The organism is Janthinobacterium sp. 67, from assembly GCF_002797895.1.
In the GTDB taxonomy this organism is placed as follows: Bacteria; Pseudomonadota; Gammaproteobacteria; order Burkholderiales; family Burkholderiaceae_D; genus Janthinobacterium.
On the sequence record NZ_PGES01000001.1, the window covers coordinates 4,984,383 to 5,006,976 of the forward strand.

Sequence of the window (22,594 nt, forward strand, 5' to 3'; positions counted from 1 at the left end):
AATCCGACCTACAGGACGATACTCTGACCGGTCGCGTAGGTCGGATTAGCGAAGCGTAATCCGACACCATTGTTGGCCTCGCAGCGTCGGATTACAAGGCGTGCCGCTAATCCGACCTTGTATTATTCCCTTCATGCCGTTCGTGATATTGCGAACGGTATCGACCGCTGTCAAAATCTTGGTAGGCATATCAAGACCGGGTAACTGGATGCCGTATCCGCCCTTAGGCTTCGAGCCAGTTTCGTAGATCTCGCACCAGTTACCCATCCTCAATGTCAAGATCGGACAGTATCTTTGGCACCGGCATGCCGGTTAGCCCGCATTCACAAGGTAGATCGCAAGAGGAGCACAGCATGTTTAATCTGGGAATCGACGTTGCCAAGGCAAAGCTCGACTGCGCGCTGCGCCTGCCCAATGGCAAGCATCGTAACAAGGTAGTAGACAACAATGACAAAGGATACACCGAGCTGCACGCATGGCTACTCAAGCATGAGGCCGGCAGCCCGCGTGTGTGTATGGAAGCGACCGGCACCTACTGGGAAAGGGTGGCCGAATATCTGGCGGGACGGGGCATGCTGGTCAGTGTCATCAATCCGGCGCAGATCAAGGCCTTCGGCGCTTCGCGCCTGGTGCGCACGAAAACGGACAAAGTCGACGCGCAGCTGATCGCCGACTTCGCCCATGAACGCCAGCCCGAGCCATGGCTGGCGCCGTCGCCGGCCGAACAGGCACTGCGCGCCATGGTGCTGCGCATGGAAGCCTTGCAAGCCATGCGCCAGCAGGAAAGCAATCGGCTCGATGTGGCGCGTGCAGCGGTACGCCAGGGCATCGTCGATCACATCACCTGGCTCGATGGCCAGATCAAGGAACTGATCCGAGCCATCAGACGGCATATCGATGACGACCCGGATTTGCGCGGCAAGCGTGAGCTGCTCGACACCATTCCTGGCCTCGGAGAGCGGACAATTCCGGTGCTGCTGTCCTACTATGCCAATCCCGAGCGCTTCGACAGCGCCAAGCAAGCCGTGGCGTTTGCGGGACTCGACCCGCGCCAGCACGAGTCTGGTTCCAGCGTACGTGGCAAGCCACGCATGTCGAAGGTCGGCCATAGCTTCCTGCGCAAAGCGCTGTACATGCCCGCCATGGTGACCGTGTACCGGACAGCCTGGGGCAAGCGCTTTGGTCAGCGCCTGCGTGCTGCTGGCAAGGCAAAGAAACTGATCATCGGCGCCATGATGCGCAAGCTGGTGCACGTGGCATTCGGCGTGCTCAGGTCGGGAAAAATATTTGATCCGACCTTGCACGCCGCTTGACGGGGATAACAGTATCTACGCCGTGGCATTGCGAGGCATTCGGAAAATAAAAAAGGGGCAGCCTGCGCAGGCTGCCCCTTTTTACATCTGGCCGGCGATTATTCGCCGGTCTTGTCCAGCGACACGGTCTTGCTGTCATCGACGGGCAGGCCGAAGATCTGGCGGTAGGCCGCGTAGAACGAGCAATGCATGATGATGGTGAGTATCATCGACAGCGGCATCATCAGTTGCATCATCAGCGGCGTGCGGCCAAAGATGACGGCCAGCAACTGGCTGGTGACGACGCTGATGGCGAACCACGTGCTGGCGAAGACGATGAAGGCCGACAGCGAGCGCCAGACGGCGAAAAAGCTGAAGAACAGCGCCTTGCCCAGGCTGATGCGTTGCCAGTAGATCAGCGGCGCGGCAAAGCAGAAGGCCATGGCGGCAGGTACGTACATGACGATGGCCAGCAGGATGCCCAGGCCCAGGCGCGATTCGGGGATGGCGGCGCGCGCCGCTTCTTCCGTCAGCTGTCCGGTGACCAGTTGCCACAGCAAGCCGTCGTCCACCAGGGTCGAGGCGCCGATGGCGACGATGGCCATCAGGATGTACAGCACGCCCAGGCCCAGCAGTGACGGAAACGCGGGCTTGCGAAAGCCCGAGATCAAGAGGCTGGGCAGGACGCGCTTGCCCTGGTCGATATTCAGGCAGCCTTGCACGAAGGCGACGGAAAACACGGGCACGAGGATGACGGGCAGCAATTGACCGAGCACGGGCACGATGCTGACGGCCAGCATGCAGAACATATAGCCGAGAAACAGCATCGACATACCGCCAGGCTGCTGGCGAAACAGGCCGAAGCCTTGTTTTACCCAGAGCCAGCCTGTACTTGCAGGTAATTTTTCCATTTTTTAAAACAATTCCGGAGCAGGTGTGGCAATACGTTCGCACAGAATGCGTTCGAAATGCGTGGGATCGTGCGGCGTCAGCATTTCCGCTTCGCGCGGCTGGTAATAGTCGTACAGGCGCGACAGCCAGAAGCGCAGCGCGGCGGCGCGCAGCATCGGTTGCCATGCCGTCTGTTCTTCATGCGTGAATGGCCGCACGGCCTGGTAGGCGTCAAGCAGGGCGCGCACGCGCACCGTGTCGAGCACGCCCGTGTCCAGGTCCACGCACCAGTCGTTGACGGTGACGGCCACGTCGAACAGCCAGGTGTCGCAGCCGGCAAAATAAAAGTCGAAAAAGCCCGTCAGGCGCTCGCCGTCAAACATGACGTTGTTGCGGAACAAGTCGGCATGCACGGGACCGCGCGGGATGGCTTTATACGTATCGCAGGCGGCAAAGGCGTCCTGGAAGTGGATTTCCGCGCGCAGCAAATGGGCCTTGGCGTCGTCGAGGTGGTGCAAGACCAGCGGCGTAGTGGCGTTCCACCAGTCCAGGCCGCGCAAATTTGGCTGCTGCAGGGGGAAGTCCTGCGCCGCCAAATGCATTTTCGCCAGCATGGTGCCGACGGCCGCGCAGTGCACGGCTTGCGGCGCCATCTGCGAGCTGCCGTCGAGTTTGCTGACGATGGCGGCCGGTTTGCCTTGCAGGGCCGTTACCAGTTCGCCATCGGCATTGGCGATCGGCGCCGGCACGAGCACGCCCCGGTCCGCCAAATGGCGCATCAGTTGCAGATAGAACGGCAATTGCTCGAAGCTGAGGTTTTCAAAGATCGTCAGCACATACTCGCCGCGCTCCGTGCTCAGGAAAAAATTGCTGTTTTCGATGCCGGATGCGATGCCCTTGAGCGCCAGAGGTTTGCCAAGTGGAAACTGCGTGATCCACTGGCCGATATCGTCCAGGTGTAGCGCGGTAAAAACTGCCATGGGAAAGAGGGGAATGGTCTAAAAGGTCAAAAAAAAGCCGGCTGCCCCGCAGGCGGCCGGGGCAGGGCAGAAGAGAGTGGCTGCTTACTTCGCTGGTGCGGGCGGTGCTGGCGCGTCCGCTGCCTCTTCATCGCGTTGTTTCTGTTTCTTCTTGCCCAGGTCGAATTCCAGCACTTTCCATTGCGGGCCGCGCAGGGCGCCATTGTGGGCCTGGTCGCCGCCGGCGGCCGGCTTCATGTAATACGTGCTGCCGCCGCTCGTGACTTTGACTTCGGACGTCACGCCCGCTTCGCGTTTTTCGGTAATCTGCTGCTTGGCCGCCGCTGGCGCCACGGTAATGGGCGCTTCGCCCATTTCCTCGATACGTTCGAGCTGTGGCGGCGCGTCGCTCGGTTTGGCCGGCGTCTGGGCGCTGGCAATGGCCGAACATGCCAGCAGGGGCAGGGCGAGGAATGTCCAGAGTGTCGATGTACGCATCATGATGGGTTCGCTTCCATGTGTGGGACTGCAGCGCGTGCAGTGTGTAATGCCGTCAATTTATCTATAAGGCATTGTAACAAACTGGTAGGCAATGCTGTTTAAATGGGTTGAAATCGGCCGAGGTGGCAGCCCGCGTGCCCGCACGGGGCCGCCAGAGTGGCAAAAACAGCAAGAACGGCACGCGTGGCGGCCGGTGGCGCGGCCTTAAACTCTGCGATAATTGTGCGATATTCCGCCCGTTCGCCGCTGTGTCTTCCCGGCTGGCGCGGCTCACCTTATTTTATTGGCATTATGCAAAACACCCTGCTGTTAGTCGACGGTTCCAGTTACCTCTATCGCGCCTTCCATGCGCTGCCCGACCTGCGCAGCCCGGATGGCTATCCCACGGGCGCCATGCACGGCATGGTCAACATGCTGCGCCGTCTGCGCGCCGATTTCCCGGCCGCCTACATCGCCTGCGTGTTCGATGCCAAAGGTAAAACTTTCCGCGATGACATGTATCCCGAATACAAGGCCACGCGCGCCTCGATGCCGGACGACCTGCGCCTGCAGATCGAACCGATCCACGAAGCCGTGCGCGCCATGGGCTGGCCTATCCTGATGGTCGACGGCGTGGAAGCGGACGACGTGATCGGTACCTTGGCCGTGCAGGCTGCCGCCGCCGGCATGAACGTGGTGGTCTCCACAGGCGACAAGGACCTGGCGCAGCTGGTCAACAGCCAGGTGACCCTGATCAATACCATGAGCAATGAAAAGCTCGACGAGGCGGCCGTGCTGGTCAAATTCGGCGTGCCGCCGAACCGCATCATCGATTACCTGTCGCTGATCGGCGATACGGTCGACAACGTGCCGGGCGTGTCGAAATGCGGCCCGAAGACGGCCGTCAAATGGCTGACCTTGTACGACAGCCTGGAAGGCGTCATGGAAAACGCGGCCAAGGTGGGTGGCGCCGTGGGGGAAAACCTGCGCACGGCCCTGCCATGGCTGCCGCAGGCGCGCGCCCTGATCACCGTCAAGACGGATTGCGATTTGTCCGGGCACATGACGACGATCGCCGACTCGCTGGTGGCGAAGCAGGAAGACAAGGAAGCGCTGCTGGCCTTCTTCAACCGCTACGGCTTCAAGGCCCTGCTGCGCGAACTGGGCGCGGCGCCGCCGCCGATGTCTCCCGTTGGCGCACCGACAGTTGCCGGTGCCGCCATCGCGAATACGACGGGCGACATGTTCGCCGATGCCGCGCCAGCAGTCGAGGCCGTGTATGAAACCGTGCTGACGGATGAGCAGCTCGATAAATGGATCGCGCTGATCGATGCGGCGCCCTTGACCGCCGTCGACACGGAAACCACGTCGCTGGAACCGATGACGGCGCAGATGGTCGGCATTTCCCTCTCGGTGGCCGAGCACGCCGCCTGCTACATCCCGCTGGCGCACGATTACGCTGGCGCGCCCGAGCAGTTGACGCGCGAACACGTGCTGGCGAAACTGCGCCCGTGGCTGGAAGACGAAAACAAGCCCAAGCTGGGCCAGAACCTGAAATACGACAGCCACATCTTCGCCAACCATGGCGTGACCCTGCGCGGCATCGCCCACGATACCTTGCTCGAATCGTATGTGTTCGAATCGCACAAGAAGCATGACATGGACAGCCTGGCGCTGCGCCACCTGAACTACACGACCATCCCGTTCGAGGACGTGTGCGGCAAGGGCGCCAAGCAGATCACGTTTAATCAAGTCGAGGTCGAGCAGGCGGCGAAATACGCGGCCGAGGATGCCGACGTCACCTTGCGTTTGCATAATGCCATGTGGGGCAATGTGGCGAATGATGAAAAACTGACCTTCATCTATGAAAAGATCGAGCTGCCGACGGCCGTGGTCTTGCAAAAGATCGAGCGCAACGGCGTGCTGATCGACGACGAATTGCTCAACATCCAGTCGGCCGAGCTGGCCGTGAAAATTCTGGAACTGGAAAAGAAGGCCTATGAACTGGCCGAGCAGCCGTTCAACCTGGGTTCGCCCAAGCAGATCGGCGAAATCTTCTTTGAGAAGCTGAAACTGCCGGTAATTAAAAAAACCCCGACTGGCGCGCCATCGACGGATGAAGAAGTGCTGCAGAAGCTGGCCGAGGATTATCCGCTGCCCAAGGTGCTGCTGGAATACCGGGGCATGGCCAAGCTGAAGTCGACCTATACCGATAAATTGCCGAAGATGATCAACGTCACGACGGGCAGGGTGCATACGAACTATGCGCAAGCCGTGGCCGTGACGGGGCGTTTGGCGTCGAACGACCCGAACTTGCAGAATATTCCCATCCGCAGCGCGGAAGGCCGCCGCATCCGCGAAGCCTTCATTGCCCCGCCGGGCAGCCACATCGTCTCGGCCGACTATTCGCAAATTGAATTGCGCATCATGGCGCACATCTCGGGCGACGAAGCCATGCTGCGCGCATTTGCCGACGGCATCGACATTCACCGCGCCACGGCGGCCGAAATCTTTGGCGTGCCGGCCGCGGAAGTGCAGAGCGAACAGCGCCGCTACGCCAAGGTCATCAATTTCGGCTTGATCTACGGCATGAGCGCATTCGGTCTGGCCGGCAACCTGGGCGTGGACCGCACGGCCGCGCAAAGCTATATCGACCGATATTTCGCCCGTTTCTCCGGCGTGAAACAGTATATGGAAGACACGCGCCAGCAAGCCAAGGCGCGCGGCTACGTGGAAACCGTGTTCGGCCGCCGTTTGTGGTTGCCGGAAATCAATTCGCCAAACGGCCCGCGCCGCCAGGGTGCGGAACGGGCCGCGATCAACGCGCCGATGCAGGGCACGGCCGCCGACCTGATCAAGCTGGCCATGATCGCCGTGCAAGGCTGGCTGGAAACGGACAACTTGCAAACAAAAATGATCATGCAGGTGCACGATGAACTGGTGCTGGAAGTGCCGGATGCCGAGCTGGAACTGGTCAAGCGCAAGCTGCCGGAACTGATGGCTAGCGCGGCCGCGCTGAAGGTGCCGCTGACGGCGGAAGTAGGTATCGGTAAAAATTGGGACGAAGCGCATTGATGCTGTGTCGGCTTACGCGGGGCATGCCCCGCTAAGCCGACCTACATGTTTAATTCAGCAATGACCGTAAGCCGAACGCATGTTTACTTGAGCAATGACCGTAGGTCGGCTTAGCGCGCAGCGCGTAAGCCGACATTTTTTGTCAACACACCCTTCAGGAGAAACGCATGAGCGACATGATCACCGATTGTGAAAGTTTGCTGGGCCAGAGCAGTTTGTCCGGGCCGGACGGCCGGCGTGGTTTCCTGAAGGTGGCGCTGGGCACGGGCTTTGCCGTGGCCGTGCTGCCCGTGGCGGCGCAAAACGTCATCAAGACGGATTCCGCCGGGCTCGTCACGGGCAGCATGTCGGTGATGGTCGACGGCCAGGCCGTGCCCGTGTACGCGGCCCAGCCGGAAGGCAAGACGGGTTTGCCTGTGGTACTGGTTATTTCGGAAATCTTTGGCGTGCATGAACATATCGCCGACATGGCGCGCCGTTTCGCCAAGCAGGGTTATCTGGCGCTGGCGCCCGATCTGTTCGTGCGCCAGGGCGATCCGACCAAGGTCAGCAGCATTCCCGAATTGATGAAAGGCATCATCGCGAAGACGCCGGACGCGCAGGTGATGACGGACCTCGACGCGGTGGTGGCGTGGGCGAAACAGAATGGCGGCGACACGAGCCGCCTGGGCATCACGGGTTTCTGCTGGGGCGGGCGCATCACGTGGCTGTACGCGGCGCACAATCCGGCCGTCAAGGCGGGCGTAGCCTGGTATGGCCGCCTGGTGGGCGAAGCGACTACCTTGCAGCCGAGCAACCCCATCGATATCGCCGCCAGCTTGAAGGTCCCCGTGCTGGGCTTGTATGGCGGCAAGGATACGGGCATCAGCCAGGAATCGATCGCGAAGATGAAGGAGGCGCTGGCCAAGGGCGGCAACAAGTCCGAATTCGTCGTGTACCCCGATGCGGGCCACGCCTTCAATGCCGATTACCGCCCCAGCTACGTGGCGGCCGATGCGAAAGACGGTTATGCGCGCTGCCTGGCCTGGTTCAAGCAGCACGGCGTGGCGTGACGCCGCAACAGAAAAACACCGCATTTCCCAGAAGTTAACGCGAAAGGCGCACCGGGCTGTAAAATGCCCGCTGCGCGCCAATGCAGTACAATTGCATCTTCATCGCGCGGCGCTGCCGCCAGACGCGCAAAAAATTAAACAATAGATAACAACGCATTCATCAGGCCAGACGCCAGCATCGCGGGCGCCAGTGACCCGGCGCCATTTTGAGGTAAGAAAATCATCGATCCCGTCCTTATATCCATTTTGCTCGCGACCACGATCGCGGGCGTGTTGAGCATTACCGCGGCGGCGATCTTTTCGTTTGCATTCCTGTCCAAAGTGGTCGAGCGCATGGTCAGCTTGTCCGTTGGCATCATGTTGTCGACGTCATTGCTGCACGCCTTGCCCGAAGCGTTCGAATCGCAGGCGGACCCGCGCACCCTGTTCGCCACGCTGCTGGCGGGCTTGCTGGCCTTTTTCATGCTGGAAAAATTCGCCATCCTGCGCCATTCGCACCACCACGAAGGCGATGGCCACCACCATGCGCACGGCCACGACAAGCACGAAGCGGGCAAGGCCGGCTGGATGATCCTGGTCGGCGACGGCATGCACAATTTTACGGACGGCATTCTGATCGCCGCCGCCTTCCTGGCCGACCCGAAGCTGGGTCTGGTGACGGGCCTGGCCATCATCGCGCATGAAATTCCGCAGGAAATAGGCGATTTCATCGTGCTGCTCAATGCCGGTTTCTCGCGCCTGCGCGCCTACATCTTCAACCTGCTGTGCAGCCTGATGGCGGTGGCGGGCGGCCTGCTTGGCTATTTCACCCTGGACCGCGCCAGCAATCTGATTCCTTACGTGCTCGTGTTCGCCTCGTCAGGCTTCATCTACATCGCCTTGAGCGACCTGATGCCGCAGATGCAGCGCCGCGCCACCTTGCGCGAAACCATTCCGCAAGTGCTCTTGATCGCGCTGGGCGTGTGCATCGTGCTGTTCCTGACGCACAAGCGCCACGGCGGTTGATGTACTGACTGCGTGAGTGTAGTATTGCCTTTCTGACTAACTTGCACAGAAAGGAGGAAAATATGGAAATTTTTATGCTCGCCCTATGGGATGCGCGTTCTTTAAGCGCATTTGCCAGCTCTTGCCCACGTTCTATCGCGCTGCGATAACCTGGCCAGAGCAAAGTTACCCTCCTCCACGAGTCCTTTCCTGGTACTCCGTTGTCGTTAGCGCTCCTGGTAACGCGGATGCTTGCATCCCGAACAAAGACAAGAGCCATGACTACCCTTATCTCGACACAAGCTTTACAGCTGGATACCCACGACGGTTTCCTGTTCAACGAACTCGCCTTTACCTTGCGCCAGGGCGACCGCATCGGCCTGATCGGCCACAATGGTTGCGGCAAATCCACCTTGCTGGGTCTGCTCAGCGGCACGCGCGAAGCCTCGTCCGGCACCATTCATGTCGCCCGTGCCTGCCGCTTGCAGCACGTGGAGCAGCATTTGCCAGCCGAACTTGCCGGCCTGAGCCTGTACGACGCCTTGCTGGCGCCCGTGCTGGACCAGCCGGAGCTGCATTGGCGGGTCGACAGCCTGCTGGCCGAACTCGGTTTTGATCAAGAAACTGCGCAAGTGCCCGTGCACTCGCTGTCCGGCGGCCAGCACACGCGGCTGCTGCTGGGCCGTGCCCTGCTGCAGGAGCCGAACGTGCTGCTGCTCGACGAACCGAGCAATCACCTGGACTTGCCGTCCTTGCTGTGGCTCGAGCAATTCCTGCTGGCCTGGCGCGGCGCCTTCATCCTCGTCTCGCACGACCAGCGCCTGCTCGACAACGTGGCTACGCGCAGCTGGATCTTGCGCGACAGCCGCCTCTACGACTTTGACTTGCCGTGCGGCCCCGCGCTGGCGGCGCTTGCCGAAGCGGATATGGCCGCTGCCGCCCGCCATGCGGCCGAGCAAAAGGAAATCGACCGCCTGTCGGCCAGCAGCGCCCGCCTGGCCCTGTGGGGCCGCACCTATGACAATGAAGACCTGGCGCGCAAGGCCAAGACCATGCAGCGGCGCATCGACAAACTGAAGGAGGAACAGTCGTTCGTCAGCGATGGCGCGCCGTGGCGCTTGAGCCTGCGCGGCAAGGCGCTGGCGGCCGACCAGCTGCTGGCGCTGGACGACCTGAACGTGCGCGCCGTGCCGCAATCTCCCGTGCTGTTCCACGTCGACCAGCTGTGGCTGAAACCGGGCGACCGCATCGCCTTGCTGGGCGCCAACGGCAGCGGCAAGTCGTCCCTGCTGCGCCTGTGCTGGCAAGCGATACAGGCGCAGGAGGAACGCAGCGGCCTGCGCTACCACCACGCCGCCAACATCGGTTACTACGACCAGTTGCTCAAGCAACTGGCCGATGACGCCGACCTGTCCGACGCCCTGTATCCGTTTGCCGTGCAAAACGAGGCCGCGCGCAGCCAGGTGGCGCGCAAGCAGGCCTTGATCGCGGCCGGTTTTCCGTATGCGCGCCATGGTCAGACGGTGGCGACCCTGAGCGGCGGCGAGCGGGCGCGGCTGCTGTTCCTGGGCTTGTCGCTGGCCAGCTACCACTTGTTGCTGCTGGACGAGCCGAGCAACCACCTGGACATGCAGGGCAAGGCGGAGCTGGGGCAAGCCTTGCAGGGTTTTGAAGGGGGCTGCCTGCTGGTGTCGCACGACCGCGACCTGATCGAAACGGCGTGCAACCGTTTTTGGGTGGTGGCCGATGGCCAGCTGGAAGAGTGGCCGGACGCGGCCAGCGCGTATGCACGACTCAGTGTGGAAGATGGGCAAGCGTTGACGCCCGCGCCAACAGTGGAGCATGCCTCTGCGGTATTGGCGGACGTCGACGTGCAGCTGGAACGCTTGTGCGAACTGGAGCAATTGCTGGCGGAAGACCTGGCCCGCAAGCCGCGCCACCAAAAGCCGGCCAGTCAGCAGGCGTGGCTGGCGGAACTGGAACGGCTGAATCTGGCGCTGGGGATAACGTCGTAGTTACCCACAGGTAAAGAAATGGCGGACCATCTGGTCCGCCATTTTTTAATTCCCCGTCGCCACGGGCCGCGCCGGATCGGCGCACCATTCGCTCCACGAGCCCGGATACAGGGCCGCGCCAGGCAAGCCGGCCACTTCCATGGCCAGCAGGTTGTGGCAAGCCGTCACGCCGGAGCCGCACTGCAGGATGGCCGCTTGCGGTGAGTCTATCAATGCGCTGAAGTCGCGCTGCAGTTCGTCCGCACTTTTGAAACGGCCGTCCGCTTGCAGGTTATCCTTGAAGAAACGGTTTTTCGCGCCGGGGATGTGGCCGCCCACGGGGTCGATGGTTTCGTTTTCGCCCCGGTAGCGGTCGGGCGCGCGCGCGTCGATGACGGTCAGCGCCTGGGTTTCCAGGTTGGCGACGACGTCCTGTACGCTGACCGTGCGCGTCAGGCTGGCTTTTTCCGTGATGTTGCCGACGGGGCGGGGCGCCACCGGCGTGACCACGGGCAAACCTTGCGCCTGCCAGGCGGCCAGGCCGCCGTCGAGCACGGCGACGGCGGGATGGCCGAGCCAGCGCAGCAGCCACCACAAACGGGCGGCGAACATGCCGCCCTGGCCGTCGTAGGCGACAACTTGCGTGTCGTCGTCGATGCCCCAGCCCCGCAGGGTGGCCAGCAGGGCGTTGCGGTCGGGCAAGGGATGCCGTCCCGTAAAGTCCGCGCCGCGCGCCGTCTTGGGGCCGGACAGGGCCGTGTCGATATCGGCGAACTGCGCGTTCTGGATGTGGCCGGCGGCAAACGCATCGCTGCCGGCCGTCGGCTTGAGCAAGTCGTGGCGGCAATCGAGGATCACCCAGTTGCTGTCGTTCAGGTGGTCGGCCAGTTCGCTGGCCTGGATCAAGGTGGTGTACATCGGAAACGCTCCTTTACACTTCGCTGGCAATCGGATCCGTGCGCGCGATCGCCGCGCCACGGGCCGTGTTGCGGGTATTGTAATAGGTTGCCGCGATGCCGGAAGCGAGAATGATGCCGATGCCGGTCCAGCCGTGCCAATCGAACAGGTCGCCAAAGATCACCACGCCCCAGAAGCTGGAAAAGACGATGCCTGTGTATTGCAGGTTGGCCACCACGAGGGTCTTGCCCAGGCGATAGGCACGCGTCATGGCCATCTGCGCCATGGTGGCGCACAGACCGATAGCGGCCAGCAAGCCGATGCCGTAGCCGCTCGTGTGCGCATGCCAGACGATGGGGCCGCCGCCGGCGCTGGCCACGTGGCCGATCACGCCGGCAAGGAAATTGACGACCGAGAAATAAAACACGACCCGGTATTCGGGCTCGCCCAGCAAGCCCAGTTTACGCACCTGCAAATAGGCGAGGGCAGACAGCATGCCGGAAATCAATGCCGTGATGGCGCCGGCCAGCTGGTCCGTCTCGAACACGGGTTGCAGCAGCAGGGTCACGCCGACAAAGCTCATGGCAATGGCCGCCACCAGCGGCCACTCGACCTGTTTCATGCCTTTCCAGAAGCCGCCGGCCAGCAGGATCACGGCGATCCAGATGGGCGCCATGTAATTCAAGGTCATGGCCGTGGCCAGCGGCAGGATGGCGATCGCGTAAAACCACAGCCACAGGGCGATCACGCCCACCACGCCGCGCCACAGATGCTGGCCCGGCATCGTGGTTTTGAAGCTGCCGCCCTGGTAGAGGATGGTGCAGCTCATGACGATCATGCCGATGATGCCGCGGTACATGACGATTTCGGACGTCGAATACATATCCGACGCCAATTTGACGCACACGCCCATGATGGCGAACATGAAACTGGCAAATAGCATCCAAAGCGATTGCATGAGAAATCCTGACGATGAAAAAGAAAAGGCCGCGCAATGCGGCCCTGGAGGGAATTACAGTTCGATATTATTGCGGTACCACTCGTGGAAGTGCTGCATGCCGTCTTCCATGGGCGACTGGTAAGGGCCCACTTCGCTCACGCCGCGCGCCATCAGGGCCTTGCGGCCCGCATCCATGCGCTGGGCGATTTCATCGTCCTCGACGCAGGTTTCCATGTAGGCAGCCCGTTCCGCTTCGACGAAGTCGCGCTCGAACAGCACGATTTCTTCCGGGTAATAGAATTCCACCACGTTGCGCGTCTTTTGCGGGCCATCGGGCCACAGGGTCGAGACGACGAGCACGTGCGGATACCATTCGACCATGATGTTCGGATACAGGGTCAGCCAGATGGCGCCATACGGCGGCGCTTCGCCGCCACGGAATTGCAGCACCTGCTCTTGCCATTTCTTGTAGGCAGGCGAACCGGCCTGCTGCAAGCCGCGGTGCACGCCCACCGTTTGCACGCTGTAATCCTTGCCGAACTCCCAGCGCAGGTCGTCGCAGCTGACGAAGCTGCCCAGCCCCGGGTGGAACGGTTCGACGTGATAATCCTCGAGGTAGACTTCGATGAAAGTCTTCCAGTTGTAGTCGCACTCGTGGATTTCCACGTGGTCGAACATGTAGCCGGAAAAATCGAGGTCTTTCGAGACGGACAAATCTTTCAATTTTTCCATCACGTTGTAGCCGTTTTGCTCGAACAGCAAGCCATTCCAGCTTTGCAGCGGCGTTTTCGACAGGTTCAGGCACGGCGTCTCGGGGAAATGCGGCGCGCCGATCAGTTCACCCTTGAGGTCGTAAGTCCAGCGGTGCAGCGGGCAGACGATATGGTTGGCGTTGCCGCGGCCGTTGTACATCAGCGCCTGCCGGTGGCGGCACACGTTGGACAGCACTTCGATGCCGTTGGCGTTGCGCACGAGCATGCGCCCCTCGTTCTCAGACGCCAGGGTCATAAAATCGCCGGTTTCCGGCACCATCAGCTCGTGCCCGACATAGCGCGGGCCGGCTTGGAACAATTGCTGCATTTCACGCTGCAACAGCGTTTCGTCAAAATAGACGTGGACCGGAAGTTGCGCGTTTGAGCGCGCCAGCTTGGCGTGAGTAGCCAGATCGGACATCCCAACCCCCCATAAATGTACAACGGTCAGCAGTGCTCCAAGCCCTTGCCTGGACAACCGCTACAGAGAGAAAGAATCCGCAAAGACCTGAATTCAAATTTGTTGAAACGGTATTTCGGACAGAACCGGCGATTATAGCGCGGATCCGGCCTCGACATTGCCAAAACCCCCGGCAATTGGCGCACTTTAATGAGAAACGTTGTCATTTACCGTGCTATTTCCGCCAGATGGGGGCGATTGGACTAAAATTCACTGACAAACGGACAATGTCATAGACTTTGAGCGCACCGATTGCGCTTTAGTTTTCACTTAATAGTGTGGTTTGTTCTAAAATAACGCTTCTATGCTGGCCGGGAGTCCCCGGCGTCTCCCTACAAGCCCCTCGTGCCACGAAGAGATCTGAGTCTATGTCGAAGAAATTAACTGCCGCTGCCGCAGCGCCGGCCTCGTTTGAAGAGGCGATGGCGGAACTGGCGCAGCTGGTAACGCAAATGGAAGCGGGCCAGTTGCCGCTGGAAGCATCGGTCGCGGCGTATCAGCGCGGCTCGGAACTGGTCAAGTATTGCGCTACCCAGCTCGATAGCGTCGAAGCACAGGTGAAAGTATTGGAAGGCGACATGTTGAAACCGTTCGTGGATGCCGGCGAGGCCGCCCAATGATGGCCAGCGTACAGCAAGACGGCGTCACCTTCGGCGACTGGATGCAAGCGACCCAGTCGGGCGTGGAAAGCCGGCTCGACCAGTTCCTGCCGGCGGCGGACGTGGTGCCGCACAAGCTGCACGCGGCCATGCGCTATGCGCTGTTGGGTGGCGGCAAGCGCGTGCGTCCGCTGCTGGTGATGGCGGCGGGCGAATTGTTTGACGCCGATCAAGATACCCTCGCGCGCGCCGCTTGCGCGCTGGAAATGATTCACGTGTATTCGCTCGTGCATGACGACATGCCTTGCATGGATGACGACGCTTTACGCCGTGGCAAGCCCACCGTGCACATCGCCTACGATGAAGCGACGGCCCTGCTGGTGGGCGACGCGCTGCAATCGCAGGCCTTCATGCTGCTGGCCGATGGCGCGGCGATTCCTCCGACGCGGCAGATGGCCATGGTGCGCCTGCTGGCGCACGCGTCCGGGTCAAGCGGCATGTGCGGCGGCCAGGCGATCGACCTCGACAGCGTCGGCCTGGCCTTGACCTTGCCGCAGCTGGAACAGATGCATCAACTGAAAACGGGCGCCTTGCTGCGCGCGGCCGTGATCCTCGGCGCGCTGGCCGGCAAGGACTTGACGGCGGACGAGATGACTGCGCTGAACGCCTATGCGCGGGCCGTCGGGCTGGCGTTCCAGGTGGTCGACGACGTGCTCGACGCCACGGCCGATTCGGCCACCCTGGGCAAGACGGCGGGCAAGGATGCGGCCGCCAACAAGCCCACTTACGTATCGATACTAGGGCTGGAACCATCGAGAGCCCTGGCAGAACAATTGCGGTGCGACGCCCATGCGGCGCTGGCGCCATTCGGGGACAAGGCACGCCGTCTGCGCGAGCTGGCGGACCTGGTCGTGCAGCGGAAGGCATAAATGAAACTGTTAGAAACCATCAATGAACCAGCGCAAGTGCGCAAGCTGGCCCGCTCGCAACTGGTGCCGCTGGCCCAGGAACTGCGCAGTTTCCTGCTTGACTCCGTGTCCAAGACGGGCGGCCACCTGTCGTCCAACCTGGGCACGGTCGAGCTGACCGTCGCGCTGCATTACGTGTTCAACACGCCGCACGACCGCATCGTGTGGGACGTGGGCCACCAGACCTATTCGCACAAGATCCTGACGGGCCGCCGCGAGCGCATGCACACCCTGCGCCAGAAGGATGGCATTTCCGGCTTCCCGAAACGCGACGAAAGCGAGTACGACACCTTCGGCACGGCGCACTCGTCGACGTCGATCTCGGCCGCCCTTGGCATGGCGCAGGCCGCCAAGATCAAGGGCGACCCGCTGCACGCGATCGCCGTGATCGGCGACGGTTCGATGACGGCCGGCATGGCCTTCGAGGCGATGAACAACGCGGGCGTGCAGGAAGACGTCAACCTGCTGGTGATTTTGAACGACAACGACATGTCGATCTCGCCGCCCGTGGGCGCACTGAACCGCCACCTGGCGCGCTTGATGTCGGGCCAGTTCTATGCGGCCGCGAAAAATGTCGGCAAGTCCATGCTGCCGGCGCCCGTGCTGGAACTGGCGAAGCGCTTTGAAGAGCACGCCAAAGGCATGGTCGTGCCCGCCACCATGTTCGAGGAATTCGGTTTCAACTACATCGGCCCCATCGATGGCCACGACCTCGATTCGCTGATCCCGACCTTGCAAAACATCAAGCAGTTGAAGGGCCCGCAATTCCTGCACGTGGTCACCAAGAAGGGCCAGGGCTACAAGCTGGCCGAGGCGGAACCGATTTTGTACCACGGCACGCCGAAGTTCAATCCGGCGGAAGGCATCAAGCCGGCCACGGCGCCGGGCAAGATGACGTACACGGAAGTGTTCGGCAACTGGCTGTGCGACATGGCGGCCCACGACAAGCGCCTGGTGGGCATCACGCCGGCCATGCGCGAAGGCTCGGGCATGGTGAAATTTGAACAGCAATTCCCCAACCGCTATTTCGACGTCGGCATCGCCGAGCAGCATTCCGTGACCTTCGGCGCCGGCCTGGCCTGCGAAGGCTTGAAACCCGTCGTGGCCATCTATTCGACCTTCCTGCAGCGCGCCTACGATCAATTGATACACGACGTGGCCCTGCAAAACCTGGACGTGACGTTCGCGCTGGACCGCGCCGGCCTCGTGGGCGCAGATGGCGCCACGCACGCGGGCAATTACGACATGGCGTTTTTGCGCTGCATCCCGAACATGGTCATCATGGCCGCGTCGGACGAAAACGAATGCCGCCAAATGCTGACGACGGGCTACCGCTACCCGGGCCCGGCCGCCATCCGCTATCCGCGCGGCGCCGGTGCCGGCGTGGCCATCGTGCCGGAACTGAGCAGCATCGAAATCGGCAAGGGCGAGATCAAGCGCCAGGGCAAGCGCATCGCCATCCTGGCCTTCGGTTCCATGGTGGCGCCGAGCGTGGCGGCGGGCGACAAGCTCGACGCGACGGTGGTCAACATGCGCTTCGTCAAGCCGCTCGACGTGGCGCTGGTGAAACAGCTGGCCGCGGAGCACGATTACCTGGTGACGGTGGAAGAGGGCTGCATCATGGGCGGCGCCGGTTCGGCCGTGGCCGAAGCGCTGGCGGCGGAAGGGATCGTCAAGCCGATTTTGATGCTGGGCTTGCCCGACACCTTCATCGACCATGGCGACCCCGTGCAACTGCTGAAAAGCGTGGGTCTCGATGCCGCCGGCATTGCCGCGTCGATTGAACAGCGTTTTGGCGGCACGCAGCCGCGCCTGGCTGTCGTCAGCTAAGTTTGCCTGCATACAGAGAAGCGGCACTGCGGTGCCGCTTTTTTTTCGCCTTTTCCTGATTTACATTGCACTGCAACATTTTTCGCCGGGGAATGCTACGATGACGCTTTGATACCCTTTCAAAGTCCAACTTGCATTTCAGGAAACTTCACCGCCGTACGCGCGCACTGGCCGGCCGCTGGCTGACGGGCATGCACGCCTATACCGACAAGCTGGCGCAGCGCCGTCCCCTGTGGATGGTCAGCCTGGCCATCGATGAAACGAATTTGTCCGAGGGCTTGCGGGCCGCCTGCGCGTCGAGCGCCATGTTGCTGCTGGGCTTGCTGTTCGACCACCCCGATTTTTCCTGGGCCGCCATCGGTGCCTTCTGGACCTGCCTGGCCGACGCGGCCGGCACGCGGCGCATGCGTTTCGTCTCGATGGTGGGCTTCGGCTTGCTGTCGACCGTGGCAGGCGGCCTGACGGCGCTGGCGGCAGGCCATGGCGTGGCGGCCGCCGCCGTCGCCGTCATGGTGTTTTCCTGGGCCGGCGCGCTGGCGCGCATCTGGGGCGCGGCCACGGCGCAAGTGGCCATCCTGGCGGCCACGGCCTGCGTGGTGATGGTCACGCATCCTCTTGAATCGATGACGCAGACGGCGCCTTTCCTGGGTCTGTACATGTTCGGCTGCCTGTTTGCCACCGTGCTCAGTTTTACGGTCTGGCGCATCCACCCGTTCAGCCCGGCCAGGCGCGCCATCCGCGCCGCGTATTCGCGCCTGGCCGGCATCGCGCGCGACAATGCGCGCTTCCTGGAGCAGGGCCCGGCGCTGCCGGACGCGGCCGCGCATGGCGCCAGCTACCGTTCCCAGGCGCGCGCCGCGCTGGAAGCGGCGCGCGTGGCGTTGGCCGCCGTGCCGCCCGCCCGCGCGGGACGCAGCGCCCTGTACGACAACTTGCTGCTGGCGCTCAGCGACGCCGAGCGCATCTTCGCCTATCTGATCGCCGTCACGCATACGTGCGAGCGCGAGCAGCAGCGCCTGCGCCAGGATCCGCGCGCGCGGCGCAGCCTGGAAGTGATGGCCGTGCTGCTGCGCCGCCTGGGACTAGCCGTGCAGCGCCAGCCGGCAACGCCGCCGCTGGCCTTGCAGCGCCGCCTGGCTGGCTGCGGACGGCGCCTGGAAGCGGCGCTGGGCGCCTTGCTGCCCTTGCGCCTGAACGTGGACTTCATGGAACTGGGCATGCCGCGCGCGACGCAGCTGCCGTGGCGCGAGGCGGCTTTCCTGGCGCTGGGGCAGGCATGGCAAACGGCGAAGGTCAACGCCACGCCGCAATCGTTGAGCTGGCGCCATGCGGCGCGCGTGTCGCTGGCGACGACGGCCGGTTTCCTGCTGGTCGAAGCCTTGCATATTCCGTTCGGCTACTGGGCCACCATGGCGACCTTGTTGATCTTGCAGCCGTCCGTGTCGACCACCTGGCCGCGTGGCATCGAGCGCGTCGCGGGCAGCGTGCTGGGTGCCGTGCTGGCCGTGCTGATCGGCCTGGTTATTTACACGCCGCTGGGCATCTCGCTGGTGGTGTTTCCCCTGATCGTCGCCACCATGGCCTTGCGCCGGGTCAGCTACAGCCTGCACGTGCTGTTCATGACGCCGGCCTTCGTGCTGGTGGCCGACTATGCGGCGCCGGCCAGCGAGATGGTGTACGCGATTAGCCGCCTGGGCAACAATGTGCTGGGCTGCGTGCTGGCCCTGCTGGCCACGTTTTTCCTGTGGCCGGACCGCGAGGCGGACGACCTCGACCAGCGCCTGGCGAAAGCCGTGTCGGCCAACCTGAAATACCTGCTGGCCGTGCTGGCGGCGGGCGGACGGTGGGATAGCGCGATTGCGCGCCTGCGCCGCGAGGCGGGGCTGGCCAGCAATAACGCGGAGCAAGTGCTGCAGCGCCTGCGCATCGAGCGCCGCCTGGACCGCAGCAGTGGCGTGGGCCTGGCGGCATTGCGTACCTTGCCGCTGCTGCGCCGCGTGGCAGGCAGCACGGCGCGCATCAGTCTGAGTCCGCAGGCCGAACCGGCGCCGCCCGCATTGCAACGGTGGATCGCGGAGGTCAGCGGGGAAATCGATGCGCTGCTGCGCGGTGCAGCCGATGCCAGTGCGCCGGGACCCTGCGCGGCCGAAGGCTTGACTGCCCTGCAAGCGGACGCCGTGGCCCAGGTGCAACTGTTGCGCGGCTTGCTGCGCGAGCACGTGCAGGCGGCCGATGGCGCGGTGGCATCCTCGCGCTGAAGGTGGCCGCCGGGCCGGCTGCGCCCGCAACCGGCTTTTTTCATGCTTGCGGCGCCAATATTGTAGAGACGTTTGGCGCCTGCCAATCTCTCCAAATTCCACATTTCATGGGCTTCCCCGATATATTTTCCAAACTGGAAATTTATCGAAAGGAAACGTTGACTCTAAAATAAGTGCGGTCTATATTCGATTTTGCAGGATGTAAATTCTAAAAGTAATCAGCATTCAACCGCAAGCGGCATTCTTTTGCCACGTCAATCGAAGGTAGAAAATGTTTCATGATGCAAAAGAAAATTAAAACCATCGCCATGTATGGCGTGATCCTGGCCGCTGGCCTGGGCTGCGGTTATGGCCTGTCCCTGTTGCCCGGCTTGTTCAAGTCGAATTACACCGAGGGCAATTACGCCGCATATTTCCCGAATGCCCAGGCGAAAGTGGTGCTGTACGGCACGGACTGGTGCGGCTATTGCGCCAAGACGCGCGCGTATTTCAAGGAAAACAAGATCGAATTCGTCGATCTCGATATCGAGAAATCCCCGGAAGCGAAGAAAGCCCATGACGCGCTGGGCGGTGGCGGCGTGCCGGTGGTGTTGATTGGCAACCGCAAGATACAGGGTTTCAATGCGGGCGCGCTGGAAGCGGCGCTGAAGAAAATTTGACGTCCCAATTTTCTTAATTTCAAAGGCTGAGCATGTTCAAAAAGATTGCCGCCTTCCTGTTTGCCGCTGGCGCGGCCCTGTCTTTCAGCGTGCACGCGAGCGGCCCCGATTGCACCTTTGTCTGCGAACGCAAGCTGCTCGATTGCGTCGAATTCGGCCAGCCGGCCTGCATGGAAAATTATCAGGCTTGCCAAAAGGAATGCCTGCGCCCGCCGCGTAACTGACGCGCGGATGCAATACCCGTTTGCGGATGCCTACTGATCGCCTGACCGTTGGCCAAGCCGGCATAGGCTGCTTTATCCCCGCGTGCGGTCATGCCGCCACAGCACGTCGCTGCCGCCGGCAAAGCGGTTGAGCACGCGCGACAGCACGAACAGCAGGTCCGACAATCGGTTCACGTACTGGCGCGGGTGCTCATGGATGGTTTCCGCATTGGCCAGCGCGACGATGCTGCGCTCGGCGCGGCGGCAGACGGTGCGGCATACGTGGGCCAGCGAGGCGGCGCGCGAGCCGGCCGGCAGGATGAATTCGGAGAGGGCCGGCAAGTCCGCATTGTATTTCGCCAGCAAATCGTCGAGGCGCAGCACGTGTTCTTCCTTGATCAGCTGGTAGCCGGGGATGCAGATTTCTCCGCCCAGGTCGAACAGGTCGTGCTGGATGGCCACCAGCTCGTCGCGCAAGGCGTCGGGCATGGCTTCGCACAGCAGCAAGCCGATATTGGAGTTCAGTTCGTCCACGTCGCCCATGGCGTGGATGCGCGCGCTGTCCTTGCTGGTGCGGCTGCCGTCGCCCAGGCCGGTGCTGCCATTGTCGCCCGTGCGCGTGGCGATTTTCGAAAGTCGGTTGCCCATGATGCTGATCCTGTAAAGAAGAATGGGGGCAGCATACGACACTGCGCGCCGCCTGGCCGCGGATTTGCGGGCAAATCGGACAAAAAATGCGGCGCGCGCCACTTTTGTGCTTACAATCGTTGCACGCCCATGTCCATTTGTCCCCATCTTATGCTCAATGCCGCTCCTGAATCCGGATTGACCGCCGCGCGCCAGCAAGCCGTCGTCGCGGCCCTGCTGGCCGTGCTGCCGGCCCGCTGCGTGCTGTCCGACGCGGAAGACACGCGCCCGTATGAATGCGACGGCCTGGCCGCCTACCGCCAGTTGCCGATGGTGGTTACCTTGCCGGACACGGAAGAACAGGTCATCGCCATCCTCGGCGTCTGCCGCGAACTTGGCGTGCCGATCGTGCCGCGCGGCGCCGGCACGGGCCTGTCGGGCGGCGCCTTGCCCATCGCCGACGGCGTGGTGCTGTCGACGGCGCGTCTGAACCGCATCGTGCGCCTCGATGCGTATGCGCGCACGGCCGTGGTGCAGCCGGGCGTGCGCAACCTGGCCATTTCCGAAGCGGCCGCGCAATATGCGCTGTATTACGCGCCCGACCCCTCGTCGCAGATCGCCTGCAGCATCGGCGGCAACGTGGCGGAAAATTCGGGCGGCGTGCATTGCCTCAAATACGGACTGACCGTGCACAACGTACTGCGCGTGCGCGTCGTCACCATCGACGGCGACGTGCTGGAACTGGGCGGCGAATGCCTGGATTCGCCAGGCCTGGACCTGCTGGCCGTCTTCATCGGCTCCGAAGGCATGCTGGGCATCGTCACGGAAGTGACCGTGAAATTGGTGCCGAAGCCGGCCACGGCCAGAGTCATCATGGCCTCGTTCGGCGACGTCGTCACGGGCGGCAATGCCGTGGCCAACGTGATCGCCGCCGGCATCATCCCGGCCGGACTGGAAATGATGGACCAGACGTCGTCGCGCATGGTCGAACCGTTCGTCAAGGCCGGCTACGACATCGATGCGGCGGCCATTTTGCTGTGCGAAGCGGACGGCACGCACGAGGAAGTGGAAGAGGAAATCGCCCGCATGACGGCCGTGCTGGAAGGGGCGGGCGCCAGCGCGATTGCCGTTTCGCAGTCGGAAGCGGAGCGCATGAAATTCTGGTCCGGCCGCAAGAACGCCTTTCCCGCCGCCGGACGCATCTCGCCCGACTACTACTGCATGGACGGCACCATCCCGCGAAAAAAACTGGCGGAAGTGCTGACGGGGATCGCCGCCATGGAAACGACGCATGGCTTGCGCTGCGCGAACGTGTTCCACGCGGGCGACGGCAATCTGCACCCCTTGATCCTGTTCGACGCCAACATGCCCGGCGAATTCGAGCGCGCCGAAGCGTTTGGCGCCGACATCCTGGCCCTGTGCGTGGCCGTGGGCGGCACCATCACGGGCGAGCATGGCGTGGGCATGGAAAAGATCAATTCCATGTGCGTGCAATTTACGCGCGCCGAACTCGATGCCTTCTTTGCCGTCAAGCGCGCCTTCGATCCCCACGCCTTGCTGAACCCGGACAAGGCGATTCCCACCTTGAACCGCTGCGCCGAATTCGGCAAGATGCATGTGACGGCGGGGCGGCTGCCATTCGCCAACCTGCCCCGTTTTTAATCTGCCGGAGAC

General features: G+C 62.4%; 19 protein-coding genes. 12 read left to right on the top strand and 7 right to left on the bottom strand.

Annotated features, from left to right (window positions below; translation table 11 throughout):
- Positions 1–353: 353 nt before the first annotated feature.
- Positions 354–1,313, top strand: coding sequence for an IS110 family transposase (locus CLU90_RS22385; protein WP_100427598.1), 960 nt, complete (start codon positions 354–356; stop codon positions 1,311–1,313).
- 98 nt (positions 1,314–1,411) lie between these two features.
- On the opposite strand, the gene CLU90_RS22390 is transcribed toward CLU90_RS22385, so the two are convergent.
- The 3 genes from CLU90_RS22390 to CLU90_RS22400 form a co-directional block, all read right to left on the bottom strand.
- Positions 1,412–2,203 (bottom strand): BPSS1780 family membrane protein, encoded by a 792-nt coding sequence (locus CLU90_RS22390; protein ID WP_092716867.1) that lies wholly within the window; start codon positions 2,201–2,203, stop codon positions 1,412–1,414.
- A gap of 3 nt (positions 2,204–2,206) precedes the next feature.
- Positions 2,207–3,163 (bottom strand): homoserine kinase, encoded by a 957-nt coding sequence (locus tag CLU90_RS22395; RefSeq protein WP_100428935.1) that lies wholly within the window; start codon positions 3,161–3,163, stop codon positions 2,207–2,209.
- 84 nt (positions 3,164–3,247) lie between these two features.
- A complete protein-coding gene (locus CLU90_RS22400; RefSeq protein WP_046683428.1) occupies positions 3,248–3,643 on the bottom strand; it encodes a hypothetical protein in 396 nt (131 codons plus the stop codon).
- Between the two features lie 291 nt (positions 3,644–3,934).
- Here CLU90_RS22400 and polA point away from each other — a divergent pair, with 291 nt between their 5' ends.
- The 4 genes from polA to CLU90_RS22420 all read left to right on the top strand — a co-directional run bounded on the left by polA (position 3,935) and on the right by CLU90_RS22420 (position 10,748).
- The gene (gene polA, locus CLU90_RS22405; protein ID WP_100428936.1) at positions 3,935–6,697 is read left to right on the top strand and encodes a DNA polymerase I; all 2,763 of its coding nucleotides are present in this window, start codon (positions 3,935–3,937) and stop codon (positions 6,695–6,697) included.
- Positions 6,698–6,864: 167 nt separating this feature from the next.
- Positions 6,865–7,749, top strand: a complete 885-nt coding sequence (locus CLU90_RS22410) for a dienelactone hydrolase family protein (RefSeq protein WP_100428937.1) — start codon at positions 6,865–6,867, stop codon at positions 7,747–7,749.
- A gap of 246 nt (positions 7,750–7,995) precedes the next feature.
- Positions 7,996–8,754 carry a ZIP family metal transporter gene (locus tag CLU90_RS22415; RefSeq protein ID WP_046683425.1) on the top strand — a complete coding sequence of 253 codons (759 nt, stop codon included), beginning with the start codon at positions 7,996–7,998 and terminating at the stop codon, positions 8,752–8,754.
- A 257-nt stretch (positions 8,755–9,011) separates the two neighbouring features.
- Positions 9,012–10,748 (top strand): ABC-F family ATP-binding cassette domain-containing protein, encoded by a 1,737-nt coding sequence (locus CLU90_RS22420; protein ID WP_100428938.1) that lies wholly within the window; start codon positions 9,012–9,014, stop codon positions 10,746–10,748.
- Positions 10,749–10,793: 45 nt separating this feature from the next.
- Here CLU90_RS22420 and CLU90_RS22425 read toward each other — a convergent pair whose 3' ends face one another.
- Genes CLU90_RS22425 through CLU90_RS22435 form a run of 3 tightly spaced genes read right to left on the bottom strand, consistent with a single transcriptional unit; the run spans position 10,794 to position 13,737 of the window.
- Entirely contained in the window at positions 10,794–11,645 is an 852-nt protein-coding gene (locus tag CLU90_RS22425) for a sulfurtransferase (RefSeq protein ID WP_100428939.1), read from the bottom strand.
- 13 nt (positions 11,646–11,658) lie between these two features.
- Positions 11,659–12,582, bottom strand: a complete 924-nt coding sequence (locus CLU90_RS22430; protein ID WP_092716881.1) for a DMT family transporter — start codon at positions 12,580–12,582, stop codon at positions 11,659–11,661.
- Positions 12,583–12,636: 54 nt separating this feature from the next.
- Positions 12,637–13,737, bottom strand: coding sequence for an aromatic ring-hydroxylating oxygenase subunit alpha (locus CLU90_RS22435; protein WP_100428940.1), 1,101 nt, complete (start codon positions 13,735–13,737; stop codon positions 12,637–12,639).
- Between the two features lie 407 nt (positions 13,738–14,144).
- Between CLU90_RS22435 and CLU90_RS22440 the strand changes: the two genes are divergently transcribed.
- The 6 genes from CLU90_RS22440 to CLU90_RS22465 all read left to right on the top strand — a co-directional run bounded on the left by CLU90_RS22440 (position 14,145) and on the right by CLU90_RS22465 (position 20,314).
- Positions 14,145–14,396 (top strand): exodeoxyribonuclease VII small subunit, encoded by a 252-nt coding sequence (locus tag CLU90_RS22440; protein ID WP_046683420.1) that lies wholly within the window; start codon positions 14,145–14,147, stop codon positions 14,394–14,396.
- Positions 14,393–15,304 (top strand): polyprenyl synthetase family protein, encoded by a 912-nt coding sequence (locus tag CLU90_RS22445; protein WP_232731298.1) that lies wholly within the window; start codon positions 14,393–14,395, stop codon positions 15,302–15,304. The genes CLU90_RS22440 and CLU90_RS22445 overlap by 4 nt, the downstream gene beginning before the upstream one ends.
- On the top strand, positions 15,305–17,173 hold the full coding sequence (dxs, locus tag CLU90_RS22450; RefSeq protein ID WP_100428941.1) for a 1-deoxy-D-xylulose-5-phosphate synthase: 1,869 nt from the start codon (positions 15,305–15,307) through the stop codon (positions 17,171–17,173).
- 191 nt (positions 17,174–17,364) lie between these two features.
- Positions 17,365–19,431 (top strand): FUSC family protein, encoded by a 2,067-nt coding sequence (locus tag CLU90_RS22455; RefSeq protein ID WP_100429543.1) that lies wholly within the window; start codon positions 17,365–17,367, stop codon positions 19,429–19,431.
- Positions 19,432–19,709: 278 nt separating this feature from the next.
- Entirely contained in the window at positions 19,710–20,090 is a 381-nt protein-coding gene (locus CLU90_RS22460) for a glutaredoxin family protein (RefSeq protein ID WP_232731299.1), read from the top strand.
- Positions 20,091–20,122: 32 nt separating this feature from the next.
- On the top strand, positions 20,123–20,314 hold the full coding sequence (locus tag CLU90_RS22465; protein ID WP_100428942.1) for a hypothetical protein: 192 nt from the start codon (positions 20,123–20,125) through the stop codon (positions 20,312–20,314).
- A 72-nt stretch (positions 20,315–20,386) separates the two neighbouring features.
- Here the strand turns inward: CLU90_RS22465 and CLU90_RS22470 are convergent, their stop codons facing one another.
- Entirely contained in the window at positions 20,387–20,941 is a 555-nt protein-coding gene (locus CLU90_RS22470; protein ID WP_100428943.1) for a cob(I)yrinic acid a,c-diamide adenosyltransferase, read from the bottom strand.
- Between the two features lie 150 nt (positions 20,942–21,091).
- Here CLU90_RS22470 and CLU90_RS22475 point away from each other — a divergent pair, with 150 nt between their 5' ends.
- On the top strand, positions 21,092–22,582 hold the full coding sequence (locus CLU90_RS22475) for an FAD-linked oxidase C-terminal domain-containing protein (protein WP_100428944.1): 1,491 nt from the start codon (positions 21,092–21,094) through the stop codon (positions 22,580–22,582).
- Positions 22,583–22,594 lie beyond the last annotated feature (12 nt).

Coding starts and splice junctions, on each gene's coding strand:
- CLU90_RS22385 (WP_100427598.1), top strand. CDS start 354: ATGTTTAATCTGGGAATCGACGTTGCCAAGGCAAAGCTCGACTGCGCG.
- CLU90_RS22390 (WP_092716867.1), bottom strand. CDS start 2,203: ATGGAAAAATTACCTGCAAGTACAGGCTGGCTCTGGGTAAAACAAGGC.
- CLU90_RS22395 (WP_100428935.1), bottom strand. CDS start 3,163: ATGGCAGTTTTTACCGCGCTACACCTGGACGATATCGGCCAGTGGATC.
- CLU90_RS22400 (WP_046683428.1), bottom strand. CDS start 3,643: ATGATGCGTACATCGACACTCTGGACATTCCTCGCCCTGCCCCTGCTG.
- polA (WP_100428936.1), top strand. CDS start 3,935: ATGCAAAACACCCTGCTGTTAGTCGACGGTTCCAGTTACCTCTATCGC.
- CLU90_RS22410 (WP_100428937.1), top strand. CDS start 6,865: ATGAGCGACATGATCACCGATTGTGAAAGTTTGCTGGGCCAGAGCAGT.
- CLU90_RS22420 (WP_100428938.1), top strand. CDS start 9,012: ATGACTACCCTTATCTCGACACAAGCTTTACAGCTGGATACCCACGAC.
- CLU90_RS22425 (WP_100428939.1), bottom strand. CDS start 11,645: ATGTACACCACCTTGATCCAGGCCAGCGAACTGGCCGACCACCTGAAC.
- CLU90_RS22430 (WP_092716881.1), bottom strand. CDS start 12,582: ATGCAATCGCTTTGGATGCTATTTGCCAGTTTCATGTTCGCCATCATG.
- CLU90_RS22435 (WP_100428940.1), bottom strand. CDS start 13,737: ATGTCCGATCTGGCTACTCACGCCAAGCTGGCGCGCTCAAACGCGCAA.
- CLU90_RS22440 (WP_046683420.1), top strand. CDS start 14,145: ATGTCGAAGAAATTAACTGCCGCTGCCGCAGCGCCGGCCTCGTTTGAA.
- CLU90_RS22445 (WP_232731298.1), top strand. CDS start 14,393: ATGATGGCCAGCGTACAGCAAGACGGCGTCACCTTCGGCGACTGGATG.
- dxs (WP_100428941.1), top strand. CDS start 15,305: ATGAAACTGTTAGAAACCATCAATGAACCAGCGCAAGTGCGCAAGCTG.
- CLU90_RS22455 (WP_100429543.1), top strand. CDS start 17,365: ATGCACGCCTATACCGACAAGCTGGCGCAGCGCCGTCCCCTGTGGATG.
- CLU90_RS22460 (WP_232731299.1), top strand. CDS start 19,710: ATGATGCAAAAGAAAATTAAAACCATCGCCATGTATGGCGTGATCCTG.
- CLU90_RS22465 (WP_100428942.1), top strand. CDS start 20,123: ATGTTCAAAAAGATTGCCGCCTTCCTGTTTGCCGCTGGCGCGGCCCTG.
- CLU90_RS22470 (WP_100428943.1), bottom strand. CDS start 20,941: ATGGGCAACCGACTTTCGAAAATCGCCACGCGCACGGGCGACAATGGC.
- CLU90_RS22475 (WP_100428944.1), top strand. CDS start 21,092: ATGCTCAATGCCGCTCCTGAATCCGGATTGACCGCCGCGCGCCAGCAA.